Source organism: Streptomyces sclerotialus (assembly GCF_040907265.1).
Lineage (GTDB): Bacteria > Actinomycetota > Actinomycetes > Streptomycetales > Streptomycetaceae > Streptomyces > Streptomyces sclerotialus.
In genome coordinates this window covers 4,629,416-4,652,487 of sequence record NZ_JBFOHP010000002.1, presented here as the reverse complement: position 1 = coordinate 4,652,487, position 23,072 = coordinate 4,629,416, and the positions used below count along the sequence as shown (strand labels likewise).

The following is a 23,072-nucleotide window of genomic DNA, read 5'->3' as shown; positions in this document are numbered from 1 at the left end:
CCACCCACCACCGACGGGAGGGGACGGGCCGGAGCGGTAGGGGGTCCGGACGTGAAGCGAAGCAGTCCGGACCCCCTGCCGCGGAGGCCCGTCCCCGTAACGCCAAGCCCCGCGCAGCGGCACAGCCCGCCGCAGGCGCAACGGCGCCGCCCCCGGCAACGTACGAAACCCCCCGCGGAGCGACCCCGCGGAGCGACCCCGCGGAGCGAACCCTCAGCGAGCCAGGATCAGACTCATCGCTTCAGCGCGCGTAGCCGCGTCCCGCAACTGTCCGCGCACAGCCGACGTAGTCGTCTTTGCGCCCGGCTTACGCACTCCCCGCATAGTCATGCACATGTGCTCGCACTCGACCACGACGATCACCCCGCGCGGCTCCAGGATCTCCATCAGCGAGTCGGCGATCTGCGTGGTCAGCCGCTCCTGGACCTGCGGACGGCGGGCATAGACATCGACCAGCCGGGCCAGCTTCGAGAGCCCCGTGATCTTCCCGTCGGACGACGGGATGTAGCCGACGTGCGCGACGCCGACGAACGGCACCAGGTGGTGCTCACAGCAGGACATCACCTCGATGTCCTTGACCAGCACCATCTCGTCGTGACCGAGGTCGAAGGTCGTCGTCAGGACGTCCTCCGGCTTCTGCCACAGGCCCGCGAATATTTCCCGGTACGCCCGCGCCACCCGCGCCGGCGTCTCCAGCAGGCCTTCACGGTCCGGGTCCTCGCCGACCGCGATCAGAAGTTCACGCACGGCGTCCGCGGCACGCTTCTCGTCGTACTCGCCGATCGTGCCGTCGCCGTCCAGCGTCACCGGGTCGGTCATCTGGTGCCTCGTTCCTTCTCCATTCCGCTACGAACGCGGAATGCCGCGCCCCCCAGGCTAGAACCTGGGGGGCGCGGCATTCATTCCGGGGCCGGTGTGACACCCGGCGGGCCGGTCACCGTGGCGGTCGGCAGACCGGTCACCGTGGCGGTCGGCGAGCCGGCCACCGTGGTGACCGGCCAACCGGTCAGGCCTCGCCGCTGCCGGAGCTGCCGCCGCTGCCGGAGTCCTCCGGCAGCTCGGCCTTCTCCGTGGAGACGGTCGGCGTCACGGCCGTCGAGCCGTTGGCCGCGGCCAGCTCCTTGGGTGCGAGCACCGGCGGGCGGGTGGACGGCGTACGCCGCGAGGAGCCGGTCCACGCGGGGCGGGACGGGCGCTTCACGATGTGCTTGAAGATCTCCGCGATCTCCTCCTTGCCCAGGGTCTCCTTCTCCAGGAGGGCCAGGACGAGGTTGTCCAGGACGTCGCGGTTCTCGACCAGGATCTCCCACGCCTCGTTGTGCGCGGTCTCGATCAGCTTCTTGACCTCCTCGTCCACCAGCGCTGCGACCTCTTCGGAGTAGTCACGCTGGTGGGACATCTCGCGGCCCAGGAAGGGCTCGGAGTTGTCGGAGCCGAACTTGATCGCGCCGAGCCGCTCGGTCATGCCGTACTGCGTGACCATCGCGCGGGCCGTGGCGGTCGCCTTCTCGATGTCGTTCGCCGCACCCGTCGTCGGGTCGTGGAAGACCAGCTCCTCCGCCGCGCGGCCGCCCAGCATGTACGCCAGCTGGTCGAGCATCTCGTTGCGCGTGGTGGAGTACTTGTCCTCGTCCGGGAGCACCATCGTGTAGCCGAGCGCGCGGCCGCGGGACAGGATCGTGATCTTGTGGACCGGGTCGGAGTTCGGTGAGGCCGCCGCGACCAGGGCGTGTCCGCCCTCGTGGTACGCGGTGATCTTCTTCTCCTTGTCCGACATGATCCGGGTCCGCTTCTGCGGTCCGGCCACGACCCGGTCGATCGCCTCGTCCAGGAAGTGGTTGTCGATCAGCTTCTTGTCGCTGCGAGCCGTCAGCAGGGCGGCCTCGTTCAGCACGTTCGACAGGTCCGCACCCGTGAAGCCCGGCGTACGGCGCGCGACCGCGCCCAGATCGACGTCCGGGGCGACCGGCTTGCCCTTCTGGTGGACCTTGAGGATCTCCAGACGGCCCTGCATGTCGGGGCGGTCGACGGCGATCTGCCGGTCGAAGCGGCCCGGACGCAGCAGCGCCGGGTCCAGGATGTCGGGCCGGTTCGTGGCGGCGATCAGGATGACGCCGCCCTTCACGTCGAAGCCGTCCATCTCGACGAGCAGCTGGTTCAGCGTCTGCTCGCGCTCGTCGTGGCCACCACCGAGACCCGCACCACGGTGCCGGCCGACGGCGTCGATCTCGTCGACGAAGACGATCGCCGGAGCGTTCGCCTTGGCCTGCTCGAAGAGGTCACGGACACGCGAGGCGCCGACACCCACGAACATCTCGACGAAGTCGGAGCCGGAGATCGAGTAGAAGGGCACGCCCGCCTCGCCCGCGACGGCGCGCGCGAGGAGCGTCTTGCCCGTACCGGGCGGGCCGTACAGCAGCACGCCCTTGGGAATCTTGGCACCGACGGCCTGGAACTTCGCCGGCTCCTGCAGGAACTCCTTGATCTCGTGGAGTTCCTCGACGGCCTCGTCCGACCCCGCGACGTCCGAGAACGTCGTCTTGGGGGTGTCCTTGGTGATGAGCTTCGCCTTGGACTTGCCGAAGTTCATGACCCGGGAGCCGCCGCCCTGCATCTGATTCATCAGGAACAGGAAGACGACGACGATCAGGACGAACGGCAGCAGCGAGAGCAGCATGCCCACGAAGGGGCTCTGCTTCTGCGGCGAGACGGTGTACCCGTCCTTGATGTCGCCCGTCTGGTACTTGGCCTGCAGGGTCTTGGCGAGCTCGACGCCCTGGTCGCCGATGTAGCTCGACTGGATCTTGTCGGAACCCTCGACCTTGCCGTCGGAGAGCTCGACCTTGATCTTCATTTCGTCGCCGGTGGTCAGCTCGGCGGACTTGACCTTGTTGTCAGTGATCGCCTTGACGACCTGACCGGTGTCCACCGTCTTGTAGCCGCCGGACGAACTGACGACCTGCATCAACACGACCACGGCGAGGACGGCCAGCACGATCCACATGACCGGCCCACGGAAGTATCGCTTCACGTCCATCCATACGGAGCCTTGAGGCCCCGTCCCTCCTGCCACAGTGAGGCACTCCAGCCCTCGGGGAGGTCTGGTCGTGCGTACGGTGTATTACTGGCCCGAAAAAGACTGACCTTCGGACGGTACCCCAGCATTGTCACCCGACGCCGCTGCCCGTGATGAACAATGCGGCTTGGATTCCGCCCTCCCTGCTCCAACGGCGGGAGACCGCGAAGGGTTCCCGCCGTCCGGCGTGAGGGGCTGACCGGGGGTTCTCCGGGCCCTTCCGTCGCTTCCGACGGGCTGTCAGCCGCCGTAGACGTGCGGCGCGAGCGTCCCCACGAACGGCAGGTTGCGGTACTTCTCGGCGAAGTCCAGGCCGTACCCCACGACGAATTCGTTGGGGATGTCGAAGCCGATCCACTTCACGTCGATGTCGACCTTCGCGGCCTCCGGCTTGCGCAGCAGCGTGCAGACCTCCAGCGAGGCCGGCTCGCGCGAGCCCAGGTTCGACAGCAGCCAGGACAGCGTGAGGCCGGAGTCGATGATGTCCTCGACGATCAGGACGTGCTTGCCCTTGATGTCGGTGTCCAGGTCCTTGAGGATGCGCACCACGCCGGAGGACTGGGTGCCCGCGCCGTACGACGACACGGCCATCCAGTCCATCGTGACGGGGGTGGACAGCGCACGCGCCAGGTCCGCCATCACCATCACGGCGCCCTTCAGGACGCCGACGATGAGCAGCTCCTTGCCCGCGTACTCCGCGTCGACCTTCGCGGCCAGCTCGGCGAGCTTCGCGTCGATCTCTTCTTTGGTGATGAGCACCGACTGAAGGTCGGAACCCATGTCCTTGTCGTCCACCCGTGCCACTCTCGCTCGGTTCGGTGTCATGAGACTCGTCCGGCCGGGCGGTCCCGCGCGGCTCAGCCCTGCCGGATGACCAGTTTGCCACCCTGCCGTCGCACACCCACCAGCCCGGGGAGGTCGATCGCTCCCTGGCCGCGCCAGGCGGTGATCAGCCGGTCGACCTCCTCGATGTGCCGGGCGAAGAGCGAACCCGCAGGTGACCCCGCGCGCAGCAGGGCCCGGCGGAGCACTCGGCGGCGGACCGCCGCGGGGAGGGCGTACAGCGCGGCGACGTCCAGGGCACCGGTGGCGTCGGCCACACCGCGCTCGGCCTCGGCGGCCCAGGAATCCAGCGCGTCGGCATCGTCACGGGAGAGCTGGGCCGTACGGGCGAGCGCCTCGACGACCCCCTTGCCGAGCGCCTTCTCCAGGGCGGGCAGGCCCTCGTGGCGGAGCCGGGAGCGGGTGTACGAGGGATCGGTGTTGTGCGGGTCGTCCCACACGGGCAGCGACTGGATCAGACAGGCCTTGCGGGCGGTCTGCCGGTCGATCTCCAGGAACGGGCGGCGGTAACGGCCCTCGGTACCGGATACGGCGGCCATGCCGGACAGTGAGCGGGTCCCGGAGCCGCGGGCGAGGCCGAGGAGCACCGTCTCGGCCTGGTCGTCGCGGGTGTGGCCGAGGAGGACGGCGTCCGCGCCGTGCCGCCGGGCGGCGGCGTCCAGGGCGGCGTACCGGGCCTCGCGGGCGGCCGCTTCGGGGCCGCCGTCCCTGCCGACCTCGACGGCGACGGCCTCGGCGGGCTCCAGCCGGAGCGCCTGCATACGGAGGACGACCTCTGCGGCCCGGGTGTCGGAGCCGTGCTGGAGACCGTGGTCGACCGTGACGCCTCCCGCGCGGACACCGAGCCGCGGGGCTTCGAAGGCGAGCGCGGAGGCGAGCGCCATGGAGTCGGCGCCGCCGGAACAGGCGGCGAGCACCAGGGGCGGCGGGGCGTCGGGGCCGGACCGCCGGGCGTGTGACGTCAGGACGTCGTGGAGTACGCGGCGGACCGCCAGGCGTATTGCGGCGACCGCTGGATGGGGACCCATGTCCGTTTCCAATCGTTCAGCTGGGGGGAGCCTCGGGCCGGCCGGCGTGTGCCGGCCGGCCCACCGGGACCATCTCGGGAGCGAGCGCCGGGGGATCGCCGGGCGACCCCGGAGCGGTCACTCAGAGTGTCTCGATGGTGACAGAGATGAGCAGTTACCCGAGCATTGCACGCCTCTCCCCGGGCCACGGTCCCTCAGAAGGGTGATTGATGGGGCGTTCTTCTGCCCTACGGAGCGTCCACGGTCCCCCGCCTTCCTACGGCGCACCGTCCGCCTTGCGGTGCACCCGCGCGACCCAGTCCGCCGGTTTGGCGATCTCCTGCTTGGTCGGGAGGGTGTTCGGCGAGGTCCACACGCGGTTGAAGCCGTCCATGCCGACCTCGTCGACGACGGCCCGCACGAAGCGCTCGCCGTCCCGGTACTGGCGCAGCTTGGCGTCCAGGCCCAGCAGCTTGCGCAGCGCCTGGTCCAGGCGTCCGGCGCCGCTCGCCCGGCGCTGCTGGAACTTCTCCCGGATCTCCGTCACCGACGGCACGACCTGCGGGCCCACGCCGTCCATGACGTAGTCGGCGTGCCCCTCCAGCAGGGACATCACGGCGGTCAGCCGACCCAGGATCTCGCGCTGCGCCTTGGTCTGCACGAGGTCGACGAGGCTGCGGCCGCCGTCCTCGCCCGCCTCGCCCTCGGGCTTGGCGCCGGTGAGCGACTGGGCGGCCTCGCGCAGCCGCTCCAGGAGCGTGCCCGGGTCGATCTCCGTCTCGGCGAGGAACGCCTGCACCTCGCCCTCGATGTGGTCGCGCAGCCACGGCACCGCCGTGAACTGCGTGCGGTGCGTCTCCTCGTGCAGGCAGACCCACAGCCGGAAGTCGTGCGGCTCCACCTCCAGCTCGCGCTCGACGTGGACGATGTTCGGCGCGACGAGCAGCAGCCGCCCGCCCCGGGCGCCCGCCGGGAGGTCCCGGGTGGGCGGCGCGAACGTTTCGTACTGGCCGAGCACGCGGGAGGCCAGGAACGACAGCAGCATGCCCAGCTCCACGCCGGTCACCTTGCCGCCGACCGCGCCTATCACCGCGCCGCCGGGGAGCGAGGAGCGGCGCTCCTGCATCTTCTCCAGCAGCGGCTTGAGCACGGCGCGGAAGCCGGCGACATTGGCGCGGATCCAGCCGGGCCGGTCCACGACCAGGACGGGCGTGTCGTGGGCCGCCTCGCCCTCGCTCCCCGGCGGGATCATGCGGGTGAACGCGCGCACGTGCTCCTCGGCGGCCTTGGCGTGCCGGCGCAGCTCGGCGACGACCGCGCGGGCCTCGTCGCGGCTCACCTCAGGGCCTGGCCGTACGAAGCGGGAAGCGGTCGTCACCGCGAGATTCCAGTCGACCATCTCGGCACCACCGATGCTCGTCATGACTTCACGGTACGGGTGTGCCCGGCCGGGGGGTAGCCGATTCGCGGCGCTCGGCCGTACCCGGCCGCCCGTGACGGGGACACCGGAGTCACCGGCAGCCGCAGTTGGCCACCGCCGAGGCGAGCCGGTCGAGGGACTGCTGGGCCGCGGTGCCGTCACTCGTGCCGTTGGTCATGAACGCGAAGGTCAGCAGGCGGCCGTCGGCGTCGACGACGGTGCCCGCGAGGGTGTTCACGCCGGTGAGGGTGCCGGTTTTGGCGCGTACCGCACCGGCGCCCGCCGCCTCGTCGGCGTACCGGGCCTCCAGGGTGCCGGTGAAGCCGGCCACGGGAAGGCCGGTGAGCACCGGGCGCAGCTCCGGATGGTCCGGCGCCGCGGCGAGCAGCAGTACGTGGGAGAGGAGGCGGGCGGAGACCCGGTCGCCCCGGTCCAGGCCGCTGCCGTCCTGGAAGGCGGTCTTCTCCACCGGGATGCGGAGCTGCTCCAGAGTGCGCTGCACGGCGCGCCCGCCGCCCTTGAAGGTCGTGGGCTGTCCGGTGGCCACGGCCGTCTGGCGGGCCAGCTGCTCGGCGATGTCGTTGTCGCTGTGCGTGAGCATGCGCTCGACGATGGCGGAGAGCGGCAGGGAGGGCGCGGCGGCCAGCCGGGTGGCCGAGCGGCGCGCTTCGGTCTCCCCGGTCTCCCCGGTGACCTTGATGCCCTGGGAGCGCAGCGCGTCGGCGAAGGCGCGGGCGGCCTCCTCCGACGGCTCGGCGGCGCGGGGCGCGGGGCCGTGGCCGCTGTCGTCCAGGCGCCCCTCGTCGGCGGTGAGGGCCGTGACGGGGGCGAGGTTCTCGTTGGGGCCGATCGGGTGCTGGGCCGCCCCCTCGTACAGCGAGTCGTCGTAGCGGAGGGTGATCTTCTTCGTGCCGTGCTTCTTGAGGGCGCGGGCGGTGTCGGCGGCGAGGTCGCCGAGCGCGGCGGGGCGCTGCGCGACGGGGGTCCCGCGCTTGCGGGTGCGTGCGGTGAGGGTGGGGTCGCCGCCGCCGACCAGGACGACCTTGGGGGTGCCGTCCTTCGTACGGCCGTCCTGTACGGCCTTCGTGGTGAAGCGGTGGTCGGGCCCGAGTGCGGTGAGGGCGGCCACGGCCGTGCCGAGCTTGATCGTGGAGGCGGGGGTCGCGGGCCGGCCCGGGCGGCTGGCGAAGATTTCGCGGCCGGTGGCGACGTCCACGACCGAGGCGGTCCGTACGGGACCCAGCGCGGGAGCCTTCAGCAAGGGCGCCAGGGCGTCCGCGAGGCCGCTGCCGGTGGGCGGGGGCGCGCCGTCCCCGCCGCCCTTCACAGGGGCACCCAGGGCCGCCAGGACCGGTGCCGCACCGGGAGCCGCGGAGCCGCCCCCGTGACTCTCGCCACCCCTGCCGTCCCAGCGGGCCGCGCGGGCCCGTTCGGCCGTACGCTGACCGGAGTCCCACGGCCCGGCCGTCGCCACCGCACCGGCCGCGACCGCGAGACCGGCGACGGCGGAACCCGCCGTCACCTGCCACGTCCGTTTGCGCTGTACCGGGGTCCGCCGCCACCACTGGCGGGCGAAGAACCATTCGTCGGCCACGAACTGTGCGGCGCCCCGGCCCGCGCCGGCTGTCGCCCGTATGCAGGTACGGCCCCAGCCCACCCACCTGACCTGCCACGACCTGGTCTCCGGCACCTTTGACCCAGCCCCTTTCGCCACCACACACCTGCGTGGGGGACACTTAATCACCAGACGTATGTGTTGATCATGGAGGAGCCACCCGTGGAGTTCGACGTCACCATCGAGATCCCGAAGGGTTCGCGGAACAAGTACGAGGTGGACCACGAGACCGGTCGGATCCGCCTGGACCGTCGACTCTTCACCTCGACCAGCTACCCGGCCGACTACGGCTTCGTCGAGAACACCCTCGGCGAGGACGGCGACCCGCTGGACGCGCTGGTCATCCTGGACGAGCCGACCTTCCCGGGTTGCCTCATCAAGTGCCGCGCCATCGGCATGTTCCGTATGACCGACGAGGCCGGCGGCGACGACAAGCTGCTGTGCGTGCCGGCCTCGGACCCCCGCGTGGAGCACCTGCGCGACATCCACCACGTGTCGGAGTTCGACCGCCTGGAGATCCAGCACTTCTTCGAGGTCTACAAGGACCTGGAGCCGGGCAAGTCGGTCGAGGGCGCCAACTGGGTCGGCCGCAGCGAGGCCGAGGCCGAGATCGAGGCCTCGTTCAAGCGCCTGGAGGCCCAGGGCGGCAAGCACTGAGCCTGGCGGCTCGGTTCTTCCGACCACACGCCGGCGCCGGTCGCCGGTGATACCGAGGGGCGGGCACCTGCGGGTGTCCGCCCCTCGGCGTACAAGACGTCCTCGAGCGCCGGACGGGCCGGATTCGGCCGGTCCCGGCGCCTCAGAAGCCGCGGGTGCGCTTGGCCGCCCGGCGGTTGGCCGCGTCCTCACCGCTCGGTGCCTTGATGAAGAGGCGGGCCACCTCGGCGCCGAGGTTCACCCCGACCGCGATGGCCAGGGCCAGCGAGATCGCCTTGATGAGCGAGGAGACGCCGGAGTCCAGATGGCCCTGGGCGAAGTTGAGCAGGGCGAAGTACGTCGCGCTACCGGGCAGCAGCGGCCCGATGGCCGCCGTGACGTACGGGAGCGCCGAGGCGTAGCGGTACCGGGACAGCAGCTGGCCGAAGAGGCCGACCAGGCCGGCCGCGATCACGGTGGCGACCACCGCGTGGACCTTGGCGTGCACGAGGACGCCGTACACCACCCAGGCCACGCCGCCGTTGAAGGTCGCGAACAGCACGGTGTGACGTTCCTGCTGAAGCAGCACACAGAAGGCCAGCGCCAGCAGCAGCGCGGCGATGATCTGTGGCACCGGCTCGTCGTACGTGCCCAGCGCCTCTTCCGGATTCAGCGTACGGGCGCTGATCTGGACACCGATGTACAGCACGCCGAGCACACCGATGACGATGCCGACGATGAGGTAGCCGACCTCCAGCAGCCGTGCGGCCGCGGTGATGTAGTAACCCGTCAGGCCGTCCTGCACGCCGGACACCAGCGCCCGCCCCGGGATCAGCGCGAAGAGGCCACCGGTGATGACCGCCGACGCCTGCACCCCGGTGTGCGCCATGCTCAGCGCCACGCCCATCGCGGCGGGCGGCATCGCGGCGGCCACGAACTGGTAGAACTCCGGCAGCCCGCGCGCCGAGGCCAGCCACGCCAGCCGGTCGCCGAGCATCGACCCTATGGCGGCCGCGAGGAAGACCGTCAGCCCACCGCCGACCAGCATGCTCGCCGCGCCGGACAGCAGACCGGACGCCACGGTGAGCGCCCAGCTGGGGTACGGGTGGCGGTTACGCCGGATCTCGGCGAGGCCGCGGTACGCCTCCTCCAGCGTGATGCCGTCGGAGGTGATGTCGTCGACCAGCCGGAACACCGCGGACAGCCGGGTGTAGTCCACGCCGCGCCGGCGCACCGTACGGCTCGCCGTCACCGGGTCGTCCACCAGCGACGGCTGGTGCGAGATCGACAGCAGCGTGAAGGTGACCGTGGGCTCGACGCGCTCCAGACCGTACGCGTGCGCGACACCGAACATGGCCGCCTCGACGTCCTCGGCCCCCTCGCCGCCCGCGAGCAGGATCTCGCCGATACGGAGCGTGAGGTCGAGCACGCGCGGCACGGCGGGCCCGGACTCGTCGGCGCGCTCGATCCGCTCCGGCGCCGGGCGTTCGGTGACCGGCATCCGCAGCATCGTGCGCATCCGGTCCTGCCACGGAACGTTCTTGGTCAGGCTGATGACAGGTATGCCGTGCGGCGGCGTGAAGGCCGGCCAGCCGGCGGGCGTGGTGGGCAGCTGGTGCGTGCCCGTGGTGGATCCGTTGCCGCCACCGCCCGTGCTGCTGCCCGGGGGCGCGAACGCGGAGCCCTCCGGCTCGGCGGGCGCCTCGGCCCGCATGCCTTCAGGAAGGGCGAACTCCGACGTGGGGTGCTCGTCCTCGGGCAGTGGGGGGTAGGGCATGCCGAGCGGCGGGGTGAACGCGCTCCGTGCCTCGTCCGATGGGGGTTTGCGGTCCTCGTGGGACTCCGCGTCCGACGCCACTGCTCCTCGCTCCTCGTGCGCCTCTGCCGTCCGTCGTCACGTGCCACCATGCCTGATCGCCGCCCCTGGCGCTCGGAGCGGGGGTACACAGGGTGGTAAATAGGGGGTGTGGGGGGTGAAAACCCGCCCTGGACGCCGTGAAGGCGCCCCTGGGCCGCTCCGCGGCATGCGGAACGGGAGGGACGCCGGAGGGCGGTGCGGTACGGGGTGAAGGGCTGCGCAGTCCGTCAGCGCTTGGCGTGGCGGCCGCGGCGGCCGTCACCCGGCGGCTGCTGCTGATCCTGCGGGTGCGGCTGCTGCGCCCCCTGCTGAGGCTGCTGCGGCTGAGAATAATACTGCTCCGGCCGGTCCCCTTGCTGGGCGGGACCGCCGTACGGAGCGTCGGCCGACTGCCCGCCGTACGGGGGCTGCTGGGGGTGCTGCGGCTGCTGCCCGTAGGGCGCCTGCGGAGCCTGCGGGGGCTCCTGCCGGCCGTACTGCGGCTGCTGCGCCTGCTGCTGCCCGTAGGGCGCCTGCTCCGGCCGCCCGTACGGGGCCTGACCGTGGCCCTGGCCGTACGGGGCCTGGGAACGGTCCTGGCCGTAGGGCGTCTGCGCCTGGCCCTGTCCCTGGCCGTACGGGGCCTGGCCGTGACCCTGGCCGTAGGGCGGCTCCTGCCGGCCGTACGGCTGCTGCTGGTGGCCGTACGGGGGACGCTCCTGGCCGCCGTACGGGGACGCCTCGTGACCGCCCTGGCCGCCGCCGTACGGAGCGCGCTGCTGTCCGCCCTCGGCGCCGTACGGAACACGCCCCTCGCCGCCGTGCGGGACGCGCGGCATCGGCTGGGTGGCGTCCGCCGGGCCGCCCGCGGCCGGGCCCTCGCCGGACGGCGTGTCCTCGCCCGCCGCGGTCTCCTTCTTGGCCTTGCCGCGGCTGCGCAGGTACTCGATGACGATCGGGACGACGGAGATCAGCACGATGAGGACGAGGATCGCCTCGATGTTCTTGTGCACGAACTCCACGCCGCCCAGCGCGGCGCCCAGCAGCGTCACGCCCGCGCCCCACAGGGTGCCGCCGATGACGTTGTAGGTGATGAACGAGCGGTAGTTCATCCGGCTCACGCCCGCGATGATCGGCGTGAACGTGCGCACGATCGGCACGAAACGGGCCAGGATCAGCGACTTCGGACCGTGCTTCTCGAAGAACTCGTGGGCCTTCTCGACGTTCTCCTGCTTGAACAGCTTGGAGTCGGGCCGCTTGAACAGCGACGGTCCGACCTTCCGGCCGAAGAGATAGCCCGCCTGGTCACCGAGGATCGCGGCCAGCACGATCAGCACGCACACCAGCCACAGCGGCCGGTCCAGCTTGCCCGCCGTGACCAGCAGGCCGGTCGTGAACAGCAGGGAGTCGCCGGGCAGGAAGAAGCCGATCAGCAGGCCGGACTCCGCGAAGACGATGACCAGCACGCCGATCAGGCCGAACGTGCCGATCAGATAGTCCGGGTCGAGCCACTGGGGGCCGAGCGCGAGAGTGTTCACGGTGTGCAGGGCTCCTGGGTCGAGGGCGCCGGATCGGGCAGTACGCGGAATGCGGGGTACAGGCGCATTGTGCGGCCCAAAGCTATCAACGCCTCATGACGCCCCTTGGTTCCAGCTGTCAGGTAAACCCGTCCGGGAGCCGGAACCGGACGGTCCGCCGCCCCGCTCCGGCCCCTGCTCTCAGGAGTGACGGACCGCGTTCGCCAGCATCGCGTCCCGCATGTAGACCGCGAGGCCCGGCTTGATCGCCTCGTACGTGGCGGTGAACCGCTCATCCGAGACGTACATCTCACCGAGACAGCTGTGCAGCTCGTGCGAGCACTCGTAGTGCTGTCGGCAGATGAACCGGCGGTGCTCCTCGGCCACGTCCATCGCCGCCTCGGAGTCGGCGGGCACGCCCTCTCCCAGCAGTTCGCCCATCCGACGGTGGATCGCCTCGAACTCGGCCGTCAGGCGCTTCCAGTCCTCCTTGGTGTACGTGGCGGCGCGGCGCTGCGACTCCTTGTACGCCTCCGTGCCGCCCCAGCGCCGCTCGGCCTCCTCGGCGTGGTCGTCCGGGTCGAAGTCCCCGAAGACCTCGAACTTCTCCTCGGGGGTGAGGTTGATGCCCATCCTGCGTGCCTCCATCGCGGTCTCCACGGCGGCGGCCATCTTCCGCAGCTTCTCGATCCGGGCGGTCAGCAGTTCGTGCTGGCGCCGCAGGTGGTCCTGCGGGTCCGCGTCCGGGTCGTCCAGAAGGGCCGCCACCTGGTCGAGCGGGAAGCCGAGCTCCCGGTAGAACAGGATGCGCTGCAGCCGGTCGAGGTCGGCGTCGTCGTAGCGCCGGTGGCCCGCACGGCTGCGCGCGCTCGGCGAGAGAAGCCCGATCCCGTCGTAGTGGTGCAGCGTGCGCACCGTGACGCCGGCGATCCCGGCGACCTGTCCCACGGAGTACGTCATCCCCGCTCCCTTCTCGGTACGCCTTCACGGTGGCTCCTCACGTCGCGTGAGGTGCAAGTCCGGATGCCGGAAGCAGAGTGGCGGGCGGATACATCCAATGGCATCCTGCGCCCCATGCTGGGGATAACGGATCTTTCGACGTACCTCGCGGGCCTTGCGCTGATCATCCTGCTGCCGGGCCCGAACTCGCTGTACGTCGTCTCGGTCGCGGCGCGGCGCGGCCCGAAGGTGGCCTACCGTGCGGCGGCCGGCGTGCTGTGCGGCGACACGGTGCTGATGACGCTCTCGGCCGGTGGCGTGGCGTCACTGCTGCAGGCCAGCCCGCTGGCCTTCGGGATCGTGAAGTTCGTGGGCGCGGGCTACCTGACCTGGCTGGCCATCGGGATGCTGCGCGGCGCGGTGGCCCTCTGGCGCGGCCGGGAGGCCCGTAAGGCCGCGGGGGAGGACGCGCCCGCGCGGCCCAAGGAGGAGACCGAGCGGCCGTACCGCCGTGCCCTCGTGGTCAGCCTGCTCAACCCGAAGGCGATCCTGTTCTTCATCTCCTTCTTCGTGCAGTTCGTCGACCCGCACTACGCGCATCAGACGCTGTCCTTCCTGGCGCTCGGCGCGTGGGCCCAGCTGTTCAGCTTCACCTACCTGTCGGTCCTGATCTTCAGCGGTACGTTCCTGGCGGCCACCTTCCGCAAGCGGCGGCGCCTCACCGCGGGCCTGACGGCAGGCGCCGGAGCGGCCTTCCTGGGCTTCGCGGCGAAGCTGTCGATGGCCGGTACGAGCTGACCCGTACGGCCGACGGCTAGGAGGAGGACGGGCCGCCCCCGCGGAAGGGCGGCTTGTCCGCGTACGGGTTCTCCGTGCCCTCCGGGAGGACGCCGACGAACGGCTCCCCCTCGCCCGCGAAGACGTACGCGCCCCCTTCGATGCGGGCGATCAGGGAGCGGGCCCACTGCGCCCCGGTGTCCGAGGCGTGCACCCACATGTTCATGATCTCGCCGATGTGGCCGAGCTGCTCCGGGCCGTCCTCGGGGACGTAGTGCCCCGTGACCTCCGCGCGCCAGGCCTCCAGGTCCCGCACCCGCTCCCGGAGCAGGGCCACCGCCTCCTCACGCGGCAGGTCGACCATGAAGCCGATGCCGGCGCTCAGCACATCCAGCTTCTGGTCGTGCCGGGAGAGCGCGGCCCGCAGCAGCGTGAAGTACTCCGCCTCGCCGGCGTCCGTCAGCTCGTACTCGGTACGCGGCGGGCCGCCGGCCGTGCTCGGCGCCGTCTCGTGGGCGTACAGCAGCCCTTGCTTCGCCATCTGCTTCAGCGCGTGGTAGATCGAGCCGGGCTTGGCATGGGACCACTCATGGGCGCCCCAGTACTCCAGGTCGTTCCGCACCTGGTAGCCATGGGTCCGGCCGTGCTGCCGCACGGCTCCCAGTACCAGCAGCCGGATCGCCGACATCGCTCCGCGCTCTCCTCGTCCCCGGACGTGACCTCTCCGGTGAGCACGCTACTGCCCGGCGGCGGCCGCCCCCTGCTGCCCCTCCTTCTCGCGCAGCGCCCGCTCCTCGTCCACCAGGCCGAAGGCGGTCCTGCCGTCCAGGGACTCCCGGATGATGTCGGCGTGGCCCGCGTGCCGGGCGGTCTCCTCAATGAGGTGCAGCACCAGCCAGCGCATGGACTGCCGGGCCTCCGGCGGGAACCAGGGCGCCTCGGGCAGCGGGAAGGTGTCGTCCAGGCTCGGCACGGAGCGGATGAACTCCTCGGTCTCCTGTGCCACCCGCTCGTAGAAGGCGAGCATGCCGGCGACCGTCTCGTCCTCCGCCAGCCGGAAGCCGAGGTGCCAGTTGCTCTGGTCCCGCTCGATGGTGGACGGCCGCTGCTGGGCCAGGTCCAGCCAGTTCAGCTCGGTCTCCGCGACGTGCTTGAGCAGCCCGGAGAGGGACAGCTCGCTGGCGCTGGGGCGGCTCGCGGCCGCCTCGTCGGTCAGCCCGAGCAGCGCGCGGCGGAGCCCGCCGCGCTGGGCCTCCAGGAACCGCAGGAGCGCGGTGCGCTCGTCACCGTGGGGCTCGGCAGGTACGTGCGTCGGCATGGCAGCCGCCTTTCGTCGCTACGGGTCGCCGGGGAGGAATCCTCCGGCACCACTGAAGCTACGACCCCTTGCGGTCAGGTTCGGTCCGCAAGGGACAGCCGGCCGGATCCACCGGATGTCAGAAGGGGAACAGCGTCCGCTCGTGCTGGATCGACACCCACTTCTGCGTCGTGAACGCCTCCACCGTCGAGTCGCCGTTCAGCCGTCCGACACCGGACGCCTTCTCGCCGCCGAAGGCCACCAGGGGCTCGTCGTGGACCGTGCTGTCATTGATGTGGATCATGCCGGTCTCGATCTCCCGCGCCACCCGCGCGCCGCGCTCCACGTTGCCCGTGTGCACCGCGCCGCTCAGGCCGTACGGGGAGTCGTTGGCCAGCCGTACCGCCTCGTCCTCGCCGTCGAAGGAGCCGAGCAGCACCACCGGCCCGAAGATCTCCTGGGAGTGGAGCGGGGAGTCGGCGGGCAGGCCGGTCAGTACCGTCGGCTCGACCAGATTGCCCTGCGTACGGCCGCGCACGAGGGGCGTGGCGCCCTCGGCGACCGCGCGCTCCACCAGCGCGGTCAGCGCCTCGGCCTGGAAGCTGTTGATGAGCGGCCCGATGTGGGTGTCCGGGTCACGCGGGTCACCGGTCCGCAGCTTCTTCACCTTGGCCACGAACTTCTCGGTGAACTCCTGCTCGACCTTGCGGTCCACCAGGACGCGGTTGGCCGCCATACAGACCTGGCCCTGGTACACGAAGCGGCTGAAGACCGCGGCGTCCACGGCGTAGTCGATGTCCGCGTCGTCCAGGACGATCAGCGCGCTGTTGCCGCTCAGTTCGAGGACGGCACGCTTGAAGTGGCCGGCGGTGACCGCGGCGACATGGCGCCCGACCTTGTCCGAGCCCGTGAAGGAGATGACGCGCGGCACCGGGTGCTCGATCAGCGCGTCACCGATCTCGGCGATGTCGGTGATCAGGACGTTCAGCAGACCGGCCGGCAGGCCGGCGTCCTCGAAGATCTTGGCGATCAGGCCGCCGCCGACGACGGGGGTGTTCTGGTTGGGCTTGACGACGACGGCGTTGCCCAGCGCCAGCGCGGGCGCGACCGACTTCAGGGTCACCAGGAACGGGAAGTTGTAGGGGCTGATCACGCCGATGACCCCGACGGGGAGGCGGTAGACGCGGTTCTCCTTGCCGTCCACCGGGGACGGGACGATGCGGCCCTCGGGGCGGAGCGCGAGCTGCACCGCCTCCCGGAGGAACTCCTGCGCCGTGCGTACCTCGTAGGCGGCCTTGATGCGCGTACCGCCGAGCTCGACGACGATCGCCTCGATGATCTCTTCCTCGCGCTCCTGGATGATGCGCAGCGCGTTCTCGAATATCAGCCGGCGGCTGTACGGATTGGTCCGCGCCCACTCGCGCTGTGCGCGTTCGGCCGCCCGGTAGGCCTCGTCGACCTGGTCCACGCCCGCGACGGTGACCGAAGCGAGTTTCTCCTGGTCGTACGGGTTGAAATCGATGATGTCCCACGAGCCGCTGCCGACCCGCCACTCACCGTCGATGTACTGGAAGGCCAGGTCGGAGAAGAAGGACATGGTCGTTCCTACTCTGTGCGGCGCCTGTGGGGTGGCTGATCCGGCGTCATTCTACTGGCCGGTCACGTCAGTTGGAGCAGACCACGGAGAAGATCCCGGGTACGGGACGGATCGAGGCTTTCCTCCTGGAGGCTGGACATCACCCGCTCGTACTGCCCGACCTCCTCCGCCTTGTCCAGATACAGCGCGCTGGTGAGCTGCTCCAGATAGACCACGTCGGAGAGGTCGGACTCGGGGAAGCGCAGCATCGTGAACGCACCGCTCTCGCCCGCGTGCCCGCCGAAGTTGAACGGCACGACCTGCAGCCGGACGTTCGGGCGCTCGGAGATGTCGATCAGGTGCTGGAGCTGGCCGCGCATGACGGTGCGGTCGCCGTACGGGCGGCGCAGCGCCGCCTCGTCCAGTACGCAGTCGAACTGCGGGGCCCGCTCGGCTATGAGGAGCTTCTGGCGCTCCTGGCGCAGCGCGACGCGGCGGTCGATCTCGGACGCGGCGGCCTCCGGCATGCCGCGGCTGACGACGGCGTGCGCGTACCCCTCCGTCTGCAGGAGCCCGTGCACGAACTGCACCTCGTACGTGCGGATGAGGGAAGCGGCTCCTTCCAGCCCCACATATGTCTGGAACCAGCCGGGAAGCACATCGCCGTAACTGTGCCACCACCCCGCCACGTTGGCCTCACGGGCCAGTCCGAGGAGGGAGTCACGCTCGGCCTCGTCGGCCACGCCGTAAAGGGTGAGCAGGTCCGCCACATCCCGCGCCTTGAAGCTCACCCGCCCCAGCTCCATACGGCTGATCTTCGATTCCGAAGCGCGGATCGAGTAGCCGGCCGCCTCACGTGTTATCCCGCGGGACTCTCGCAGCCTCCGCAGCTGCGACCCCAGCAGGATGCGCCGCACCACAGATCCGCTCGACTCACTTGCGGTCACAACTCAGACCCTCCCGTGACCCACCCCGTCCAACAGTGAGCGGCAGTCTGCCACGTCTGGGCTCCGTTGCGTGCTCAACCGGTTACGGATATGAGCCCCTTCTCGCACTGCCGGTAAAGAGCTGGACAAGAGGGCGTAGGAAGAATTACGCCTCAATACCTACGGCCGTACACAAAGTGGACGTCTGCACGTGCATCTGCCCTTGCATCTGCCGTACGCATTCGGAACCATGGAGCTCGCACACATGCACGCTCGTGAAAGACCCGCGAGATCTGGGCACACCCGTCTGGATCGTGACGTCCGCGAACGCCAGGAGTGCCTCGCATGGGGACCAAGGTTTCGACCATGCTCGCGCCGTTATGGCAGGGGCTTCCGCCAGTCGACCCCGCAGCCATATCGGGCTCCGTCACCTGGACCCTGCGGCCGCAGTACGAATCGGTACGTGGCGCCCGCCAGTTCACCCGCGAGACGCTGCAGCACTGGAACATGGACGAGCTGTTCGACAGCGTCGCGCTCGTCGTTTCCGAGCTGGTCACCAACGCCCTGCGGCACGCGACACCGCCGGAGCGGGGCGACCGCACGGACGGCACCGCGTACGGGGCCGCCGACGAGACTCCCCCGAAGCTGCACCTGATCCGCTGGGCGGGCCGGCTGGTCTGCGCGGTACGGGACTGCAGCGACGCCTCACCGGTCGAGGGTGAAGCCGACTTCTCCGCCGAATCCGGACGCGGGCTCTACCTCGTGGACTCCTTCAGCGACAGCTGGGGCTGGCACCGCCTGGAGGACGCCGCGCACGGCAAGGTCGTCTGGGCCCTCTTCCACCTCCCCCAGATCCCGGCCCAGGCGACGGCCCCGGCTTCCCAGGCGAGCTGACCCTCGCATACATGCAGCGCGTGCACGTGCATGTGCCGCATGTATGCGGAGAGGCCCCGACTTCCGGGTAGCTCACCCCCGCACCCGGAGAGCTCACTCCCGTATCAGGTGGTCGAACTCCCCGTCCTTGATGCCGAGCAGCATCGCCTCGATCTCGGCGGGCGTGTAGACGAGCGCCGGACCGCCGGGGAAGCGGGAATTGCGCACCGCCACGTCACCGCCGGGCAGCTTCGCGAACTCCACGCACGTGCCGTTGGAGTTGCTGTGCCGGCTCTTCTGCCACACCACTCCGTCGAGATCCGATGCGGCCATGCCGTTGTACGCGTGGGGCACTGGTCTCTCCCGGTGAGGAATGGCGTCAACTGCCCGGGATCATAACTCTGTTCATATGCCAATGCTCGCGCAGATGCACGTGCACGACAGCCCGTGGCCGGTCCGTCACAGCTCGCCCGACAGGTCCGCGTCAGCCGGGCGCCTTCCCCGCCGCCCCCTCTCCCATGCCCGGCGGAGTACGGTCAGCGGGATGCGTACGGCAGCAGCGCCATCTCCCGGGCATTCTTGATCGCTGCGGCGATCTGCCGCTGCTGCTGCGCAGAAACCCTGGTGATGCGGCGGCTGCGGATCTTCCCGCGGTCGGAGATGAACTTCCGCAGCAGATCGGTGTCCTTGTAGTCGATGTACGTGATCCCGGCCGCGTCGAGCGGATTGGGGCGCGGCGCGCTCTTCTTGCGCGGGTCGGGGCGACGGGGCATGGCAGACATTTCCTTACGCAGTCGTACGGTCAAAAGACGACCGAGAATTGATGTAGTTGCACGACACACTCGTATCGCGGTTGGCGGACGCGGCCTACGGCACCGGGTCGAGGAGTTCGTCGAACGCGGTGGACAGCCGCCGCCAGTGGTCGCGGCCCCGCGCGTACTCCTCATCGGTGAGCAGGCAGGAGTCCAGCAGCGCCGTCAGGCCCTCCCGGTCCAGGCCGGGAGAGGTGAACACCAGGTGCTGCGCCCGGTCACCGTGCTCCGGGTCCCAGTCCAGCGCGGCCGCGGCCCGGCGCATCGGCGGCACCATCTCCCAGGCGGCGTCCGGCAGCGCGGCCAGCCACGGCCCGGTGTTCTCCACGCAGAGCGCGCCGCCCGCCGCGTCCCAGGACAGCAGCGTGTCCGGCCGGTCGGCCAGCCAGAAGCGGCCCCGGCTGCGCGCGGCGGCACAGCACAGGTCCTCCAGCGCGGCGTGCAGCCGGCCCGGGTGGAACGGCCGCGTACGGTGCCACACCAGCGTCGAGACGTCCTCCTCCTCGGCCTTCTGCGGCAGCAGCGCACAGGCCGGATGCTGACGCGCGGCGGCGGCCGCCACGTCGAAGCCCGCCGTCGCGGCTGCCGCCAGCTCCGGCGACTCCACCGGGATGCGCTGCGCCGTGGGGTGCAGCTGCCTCAGCAGCGCGAGGTCGGACTCGTCGCCCGGCTCCTCGCCGGGCGCGACGACGAGCACCGGCGGGTACTCCAGCTGGCGCGCCCAGGTGTCCGCGACGGTCCGCTGGTCGGAGGCGGCGGCCGCGAGGCCCGCCTCGGCGAGGTCGTCGCCGCAGCCGAGGTACGGCAGCAGCAGCGCCGGGTCGACGGCCGTCATGACGCCGGTCAGCGCGAGCGACTCGCCGCCGCAGGCGTCGATGACCTCGGCCATCGCCTTGGGCTCCACGGAGTCCCACAGCTCCACGACGGCCAGCCGGCAGGTCCGGCCGTCCGCCAGCCGCTCCAGCTCGGGCACCAGGTCCTCGCGCAGCGCGCAGCACGCGCAGTCGTTGACCAGCGGCGCCTCACCGCTGTCCAGCAGGCCCGTGGCGTCCCGCACGGTGCGCTGCACGCGGCCGTCGGCGGCGGTGGCGAGGTCGTGGTGGAGCGCGACGCTGCCGGGGACGCTGCGCAGCAGCTGCTCGACGGCGGCCCGGCGGGCTTCCGCGTGCAGCCCGCCGACGATCACCACGGAGAGCCGGTCGCCGTCCATCAGCGGTCCCCGCGCTCACCGTCGGCCGCGCGCCGGCCGCCGGGCGTCCGCTTGCCGTACCGGCGCTCGAAGCGCTCGACGCGGCCCGCGGTGTCCAGTACGCGCGCCGTCCCCGTGTAGAAGGGGTGGCTCGCCGACGAGATCTCCACGTCGATCACCGGGTAGGTGTTGCCGTCCTCCCACTCGACCGTCTTGTCGCTGGTGGCGGTCGACCGGGTGAGGAAGGCGAAGTCGGCGGCCCGGTCGCGGAAGACGACGGGGCCGTACGCAGGGTGGATTCCAGGCTTCATGACGCTGCTCAGCGCTCCTCTCGGAAGTCGACGTGCCGGCCGGCGACCGGGTCGTACTTCTTCAGCACCAGCCGGTCGGGGTTGTTACGGCGGTTCTTGCGGGTGACGTACGTGTAGCCCGTGCCGGCGGTGGACCGGAGCTTGATCACGGGACGTAGTTCGTTGCGGGCCATACGAGCTACTATACAGAAACGACAGTCATTTTCATTAAGCGCTCAGCAGGAGGTAGCTCACTTGTCCGCCCACTGCCAGCTGACCGGCCGCGCGCCGGCCTTCGGCAACACGATCTCCCACTCGCACCGGCGTACGTCCCGCCGCTTCGACCCGAACATCCAGCGCAAGCGCTACTGGCTGCCCAGCGAGAACCGCTACGTACGCCTGCGGCTGAGTGCCAGGGCCATCAAGACCGTCGACACCATCGGCATCGAAGCCGCCGTCGCACGGATCCGGGCCCGAGGGGAGCGCGTCTGACATGGCGAAGAAGAGCAAGATCGCGAAGAACGAGAAGCGGCGCGTCGTCGTCGCCCGCTACGCGGCCCGCCGGGCCGCCCTGAAGGCGATCATCCGCGACCCGAAGACACCGGACGAGGAGCGCCTGAGCGCCCAGCGCGAACTGGCCCGCCAGCCGCGCGACGCCAGCGCCACCCGCGTCCGCAACCGCGACAGCGTCGACGGCCGCCCGCGCGGCTACTTCCGCGCCTTCGGCCTGTCCCGCGTCAACCTGCGCGGACAGGCGCACGCCGGCCATCTGCCGGGCGTGACGAAGTCCAGCTGGTAGGCGAACGCCGCAACCGGGGCCGGGGCCGTCGTTCAGGCGGTTCTCGGCCCCGGTTTCCCTTTCGTACCCCTGTACGGGGCATACTGAGCGGAACAACCGATTCCGTACCGCGCGTACGGGCGCGCGGCTGCGCACCCCACGGGAACGCACCCCTACGAGAGCGAGCCCTCATGTTCCGCAATGCCCTCGAGCCCTGGCACCTGGTGCTGATCCTCGCGGTCCTCGTCCTGCTCTTCGGCTCCAAGAAGCTTCCCGACATGGCCCGCGGCCTCGGCAAGTCGATGCGCATCCTGAAGTCCGAGACGAAGGCCATGAAGGCCGAGGCCGTGGCCGAGAGCCCCGAACGGCCCCGGGCGACTGCCGACGCCGGCCGGGAGTAACAGCCTGAACACCTCTGCCCCCGGCGTGGCTTGCGCACCGGGCGGCTGTCAGTGGCGTGCGGTCCAATGGGGCCATGCATTCGACCTTGAAGGTGTCGCACGGCCAGGTGCTGGCCTGGCGGCTGCGGCAGCAGAGCCTCGTCCCTCGCGGTGACGCGACCGTCGCGGAGCTGGCGGGGCGGCTGGCCGGGGTGCAGGCGCAGGTCGCCTCGTCGGCCGAGCTGGCCGTCGCCACCCGCCGACGCGATCCCGTGGCCGGCTCCGTGGACGCCGCGCTGGCAGACCGCTCGGTGGTCAGGACCTGGGCCATGCGCGGGACCCTGCACCTGCTGCCCGCTCCGGTGCTCGGCGCGTACCTCTCGCTGCTCGGCGCCGCCCGTACATGGGAGAAGCCGTCCTGGCAGAAGGCGTTCGGGGTGAGCCCGCGGCAGCTGGCGGCGCTGGGCGAGGCGGTCGACGAGGAGCTGGCCGGGCGGCAGCTGACCCGCGAGGAGCTGGTGGCGGCCGTCTGCGCCCGCAAGGGTTTGGCCGGGCTCGGCGAGCAGCTGTCCTCGGGCTGGAGCGCGGTGCTCAAGCCGCTGGCGTGGACCGGGCGGCTCTGCCAGGGCCTCCCCCGCGGGCGGCACGTCACGTTCACGGCGCCGCACTCCTGGCTGCCGGACTGGTCCGGAGTGCCGGACCCCGAGGAGGCGGCCGGCACGGTGCTCTCCGCGTATCTGGGGGCGCACGGCCCGGCGACGCCCGCGGCCTTCGACGCGTGGCTGCTGCGCGGCGCGACCCGCAAGGCCGTCCTGCGCGGCTGGTTCGCGGCGCTCGGTGACGCGCTCACCCCGGTCGAGGTGGACGGCGTGCCCGGCGCGTACATACGCAGCGAGGACGCCGACGTGCTGGCGGCCGTGCGGCCCTCCGGCGAGGTGCGGCTGCTGGCCGGCTTCGACCAGTACGTCCTCGGGCCCGGCACGGCCGATGACCGGCTCGTCCCGGCGCAGCACCGTAAGGAGGTCAGCCGTACGGCCGGGTGGATCTCCCCCGTCGTCGTGCACGGCGGCCGGGTCGCGGGCGTCTGGGCCTTCACCGACACGGCCGTGGAGGTCAGCCTCTTCAAGGACCACGCGGCGGAGCACGGCCCCGTGCCGGACGAGGGCCTGGCGGCCGAGGCCGCCCACCTGGCCCGCTGCACGGGGGCCGACCGTCCGGTGTCCGTCCGGGTGATCTGACGGCGAGGGGGCCAGGGCGGCCGTCTCCGAGGCCGGAATGTCGTAC

25 protein-coding genes are annotated in these 23,072 nt (G+C 71.0%); 7 read left to right on the top strand and 18 right to left on the bottom strand.

Annotation, left to right across the window (positions count from 1 at the left end):
- Window positions 1-213 precede the first annotated feature (213 nt).
- The 6 genes from folE to dacB all read right to left on the bottom strand — a co-directional run bounded on the left by folE (window position 214) and on the right by dacB (window position 8,036).
- Window positions 214-819, bottom strand: coding sequence for a GTP cyclohydrolase I FolE (folE, locus tag AAC944_RS20695; protein WP_030621754.1), 606 nt, complete (start codon window positions 817-819; stop codon window positions 214-216).
- Between the two features lie 187 nt (window positions 820-1,006).
- On the bottom strand, window positions 1,007-3,037 hold the full coding sequence (gene ftsH / locus AAC944_RS20690) for an ATP-dependent zinc metalloprotease FtsH (RefSeq protein ID WP_051872226.1): 2,031 nt from the start codon (window positions 3,035-3,037) through the stop codon (window positions 1,007-1,009).
- Window positions 3,038-3,316: 279 nt separating this feature from the next.
- Entirely contained in the window at window positions 3,317-3,856 is a 540-nt protein-coding gene (gene hpt, locus AAC944_RS20685) for a hypoxanthine phosphoribosyltransferase (RefSeq protein ID WP_030621759.1), read from the bottom strand.
- A 77-nt stretch (window positions 3,857-3,933) separates the two neighbouring features.
- The gene (gene tilS / locus AAC944_RS20680) at window positions 3,934-4,947 is read right to left on the bottom strand and encodes a tRNA lysidine(34) synthetase TilS (RefSeq protein ID WP_030621761.1); all 1,014 of its coding nucleotides are present in this window, start codon (window positions 4,945-4,947) and stop codon (window positions 3,934-3,936) included.
- 256 nt (window positions 4,948-5,203) lie between these two features.
- Complete coding sequence (locus AAC944_RS20675; protein WP_030621763.1) at window positions 5,204-6,349, bottom strand: zinc-dependent metalloprotease; 1,146 nt, start codon at window positions 6,347-6,349, stop codon at window positions 5,204-5,206.
- A gap of 88 nt (window positions 6,350-6,437) precedes the next feature.
- Window positions 6,438-8,036 (bottom strand): D-alanyl-D-alanine carboxypeptidase/D-alanyl-D-alanine endopeptidase, encoded by a 1,599-nt coding sequence (gene dacB / locus AAC944_RS20670; RefSeq protein ID WP_030621765.1) that lies wholly within the window; start codon window positions 8,034-8,036, stop codon window positions 6,438-6,440.
- Between the two features lie 87 nt (window positions 8,037-8,123).
- Between dacB and AAC944_RS20665 the strand changes: the two genes are divergently transcribed.
- Entirely contained in the window at window positions 8,124-8,618 is a 495-nt protein-coding gene (locus AAC944_RS20665; protein ID WP_030260327.1) for an inorganic diphosphatase, read from the top strand.
- A gap of 142 nt (window positions 8,619-8,760) precedes the next feature.
- Here the strand turns inward: AAC944_RS20665 and AAC944_RS20660 are convergent, their stop codons facing one another.
- From AAC944_RS20660 to AAC944_RS20650, 3 genes are all read right to left on the bottom strand, one after another.
- Window positions 8,761-10,455 (bottom strand): threonine/serine exporter family protein, encoded by a 1,695-nt coding sequence (locus AAC944_RS20660; RefSeq protein WP_030621771.1) that lies wholly within the window; start codon window positions 10,453-10,455, stop codon window positions 8,761-8,763.
- A gap of 227 nt (window positions 10,456-10,682) precedes the next feature.
- Window positions 10,683-11,972: a VTT domain-containing protein gene (locus AAC944_RS20655; protein ID WP_051872227.1), complete on the bottom strand. Its 1,290-nt coding sequence runs from the start codon at window positions 11,970-11,972 to the stop codon at window positions 10,683-10,685.
- Between the two features lie 180 nt (window positions 11,973-12,152).
- A complete protein-coding gene (locus AAC944_RS20650) occupies window positions 12,153-12,911 on the bottom strand; it encodes a MerR family transcriptional regulator (protein WP_030621776.1) in 759 nt (252 codons plus the stop codon).
- A 114-nt stretch (window positions 12,912-13,025) separates the two neighbouring features.
- Here AAC944_RS20650 and leuE point away from each other — a divergent pair, with 114 nt between their 5' ends.
- The gene (gene leuE, locus AAC944_RS20645; RefSeq protein WP_030621778.1) at window positions 13,026-13,688 is read left to right on the top strand and encodes a leucine efflux protein LeuE; all 663 of its coding nucleotides are present in this window, start codon (window positions 13,026-13,028) and stop codon (window positions 13,686-13,688) included.
- Between the two features lie 16 nt (window positions 13,689-13,704).
- Here the strand turns inward: leuE and AAC944_RS20640 are convergent, their stop codons facing one another.
- From AAC944_RS20640 to AAC944_RS20625, 4 genes are all read right to left on the bottom strand, one after another.
- On the bottom strand, window positions 13,705-14,355 hold the full coding sequence (locus AAC944_RS20640) for a PadR family transcriptional regulator (RefSeq protein ID WP_030621780.1): 651 nt from the start codon (window positions 14,353-14,355) through the stop codon (window positions 13,705-13,707).
- Window positions 14,356-14,403: 48 nt separating this feature from the next.
- A complete protein-coding gene (locus AAC944_RS20635; RefSeq protein WP_030621781.1) occupies window positions 14,404-14,985 on the bottom strand; it encodes a DinB family protein in 582 nt (193 codons plus the stop codon).
- A gap of 118 nt (window positions 14,986-15,103) precedes the next feature.
- Window positions 15,104-16,561, bottom strand: coding sequence for an aldehyde dehydrogenase family protein (locus AAC944_RS20630; RefSeq protein WP_030621783.1), 1,458 nt, complete (start codon window positions 16,559-16,561; stop codon window positions 15,104-15,106).
- A 62-nt stretch (window positions 16,562-16,623) separates the two neighbouring features.
- Window positions 16,624-17,487, bottom strand: a complete 864-nt coding sequence (locus AAC944_RS20625; RefSeq protein ID WP_030621785.1) for a Sco1979 family transcriptional regulator — start codon at window positions 17,485-17,487, stop codon at window positions 16,624-16,626.
- A gap of 324 nt (window positions 17,488-17,811) precedes the next feature.
- Between AAC944_RS20625 and AAC944_RS20620 the strand changes: the two genes are divergently transcribed.
- A complete protein-coding gene (locus tag AAC944_RS20620) occupies window positions 17,812-18,360 on the top strand; it encodes an ATP-binding protein (RefSeq protein WP_196943229.1) in 549 nt (182 codons plus the stop codon).
- A gap of 93 nt (window positions 18,361-18,453) precedes the next feature.
- Here the strand turns inward: AAC944_RS20620 and AAC944_RS20615 are convergent, their stop codons facing one another.
- The 5 genes from AAC944_RS20615 to rpmG all read right to left on the bottom strand — a co-directional run bounded on the left by AAC944_RS20615 (window position 18,454) and on the right by rpmG (window position 20,824).
- Window positions 18,454-18,693, bottom strand: a complete 240-nt coding sequence (locus AAC944_RS20615) for a DUF397 domain-containing protein (RefSeq protein WP_030621788.1) — start codon at window positions 18,691-18,693, stop codon at window positions 18,454-18,456.
- Between the two features lie 182 nt (window positions 18,694-18,875).
- Window positions 18,876-19,112, bottom strand: coding sequence for a 30S ribosomal protein S18 (rpsR, locus tag AAC944_RS20610; RefSeq protein WP_030621789.1), 237 nt, complete (start codon window positions 19,110-19,112; stop codon window positions 18,876-18,878).
- A gap of 94 nt (window positions 19,113-19,206) precedes the next feature.
- Window positions 19,207-20,361 (bottom strand): CobW family GTP-binding protein, encoded by a 1,155-nt coding sequence (locus AAC944_RS20605; RefSeq protein ID WP_030621791.1) that lies wholly within the window; start codon window positions 20,359-20,361, stop codon window positions 19,207-19,209.
- A complete protein-coding gene (locus tag AAC944_RS20600) occupies window positions 20,361-20,651 on the bottom strand; it encodes a type B 50S ribosomal protein L31 (RefSeq protein WP_030621793.1) in 291 nt (96 codons plus the stop codon). The genes AAC944_RS20605 and AAC944_RS20600 overlap by 1 nt, the downstream gene beginning before the upstream one ends.
- A gap of 8 nt (window positions 20,652-20,659) precedes the next feature.
- On the bottom strand, window positions 20,660-20,824 hold the full coding sequence (gene rpmG, locus AAC944_RS20595) for a 50S ribosomal protein L33 (protein ID WP_030260286.1): 165 nt from the start codon (window positions 20,822-20,824) through the stop codon (window positions 20,660-20,662).
- A gap of 61 nt (window positions 20,825-20,885) precedes the next feature.
- Here rpmG and rpmB point away from each other — a divergent pair, with 61 nt between their 5' ends.
- The 4 genes from rpmB (at window position 20,886) to AAC944_RS20575 (ending at window position 23,026) form a co-directional block, all read left to right on the top strand.
- Window positions 20,886-21,122 carry a 50S ribosomal protein L28 gene (rpmB, locus tag AAC944_RS20590; protein WP_030621795.1) on the top strand — a complete coding sequence of 79 codons (237 nt, stop codon included), beginning with the start codon at window positions 20,886-20,888 and terminating at the stop codon, window positions 21,120-21,122.
- Window position 21,123: 1 nt separating this feature from the next.
- Complete coding sequence (gene rpsN, locus AAC944_RS20585; RefSeq protein WP_030621797.1) at window positions 21,124-21,429, top strand: 30S ribosomal protein S14; 306 nt, start codon at window positions 21,124-21,126, stop codon at window positions 21,427-21,429.
- A 170-nt stretch (window positions 21,430-21,599) separates the two neighbouring features.
- Entirely contained in the window at window positions 21,600-21,809 is a 210-nt protein-coding gene (gene tatA, locus AAC944_RS20580) for a Sec-independent protein translocase subunit TatA (RefSeq protein ID WP_030621799.1), read from the top strand.
- A gap of 74 nt (window positions 21,810-21,883) precedes the next feature.
- Window positions 21,884-23,026 carry a winged helix DNA-binding domain-containing protein gene (locus AAC944_RS20575; RefSeq protein WP_030621800.1) on the top strand — a complete coding sequence of 381 codons (1,143 nt, stop codon included), beginning with the start codon at window positions 21,884-21,886 and terminating at the stop codon, window positions 23,024-23,026.
- Window positions 23,027-23,072 lie beyond the last annotated feature (46 nt).